The following is a 1,191-nucleotide window of genomic DNA, read 5'->3' as shown; positions in this document are numbered from 1 at the left end:
CCAGCTTTGGCCGTGATGTGATTGAAGACTTTGCTGCAGGCCATGGGGCAGGCGATGTCATTCAGCTTAAGGAAACCTTCATTTCCAGCTTCCCTCAGTTACTAAATCGCTCATCTCAAGACGGTTCTGATACAACCATTTCTTTGAATGACAATAGCTCTATTGTCTTGAAGAAAGTCCAAAAGTCTGCTCTGCACCGTGATGACTTCGTCTTCACAAATCCGCATAACAACCCTCCAGTTATCAACACTCCCATACCTGACACAACTTTGTATTCATATGGTCGTTGGTGGTACAAAGTGCCTGGCACCACATTCCTCGATCCAGACGGAGACCCGTTATCGCTAACTGCAGAACTAGCCAACGGTGCTGCTTTACCATCTTGGATGAGTTTTGATGGGCACAGGTTATCCGGAAAACGTCCGCGAGGATCTCATGGCGACCTCTTAATCAAAATCACGGCAAGTGACGGAAACGCATCTATCTCCGATACATTCAAAGTAAAACTAAGAAGCTTTTAGCTCTCGATAATCCATTGGGGAATAGAGAGATGCTTGTTTTTCATGAAACGTTGATTGCCCTAGCAAATACAACAACTCCAGTTTTTGACCGGGTTACAAACCCAAAGGTACTGTCAAAATGACGAAGTTTGCACGCATGATTAAGTCAAAACAGATCATTCAAAAAGTTCTTGGTTTAGTTTTGGGACTGACCGTTGGAGCGGCGGCACACGCCAGCACCGAGGATGTCACTTACACCTATGATGAGGCCCGGGCCGGGTATCACAACACTGGACAGCTCACAACCATCAGCAATGGGGCTGCCATCATCCACTATGACTACAACAGTCATGGCCGGCTGGTGCGCGAACGCTACATTATTGACGGACAGACCTATACCCGCACCTACTCTTATGATGATGGCAACCGGCTGCGTGCACGATCCTTTTCTGATGGAGAAACCTGGCCACCCGCAAACGGACAATACCAGTATGACCGGGCTGGCAGGTTGCTGGCCATTCCAGGGGCTATTAATCAGATCCACTATTCTCCTGATGCCGAGATCGCCCGGATTGACCACGCCAACGGAACACACACGCTCAACTCTTATGATACGCAGCGCAAGTGGCTGCTGGGCACCAAGCTGGCCAAAGGCTCCCAGGTGCTGTTTGAAGAGCAATACACCCGAGAC

General features: G+C 49.0%; 2 protein-coding genes. Both read left to right on the top strand.

The window, feature by feature from the left end:
* On the top strand, positions 1-521 hold a 521-nt coding region (locus JCM12308_RS28475; protein WP_164845410.1), incomplete at its 5' end, for a putative Ig domain-containing protein.
* Positions 522-639: 118 nt separating this feature from the next.
* The coding region (locus JCM12308_RS27500) for a hypothetical protein (protein WP_208978977.1) at positions 640-1,191 on the top strand (552 nt) is incomplete at its 3' end.

The organism is Pseudovibrio denitrificans JCM 12308 (assembly GCF_001310815.1).
Classification (GTDB): Bacteria; Pseudomonadota; Alphaproteobacteria; order Rhizobiales; family Stappiaceae; genus Pseudovibrio; species Pseudovibrio denitrificans.
This window is presented reverse-complemented; position numbering and strand designations above follow the sequence as displayed.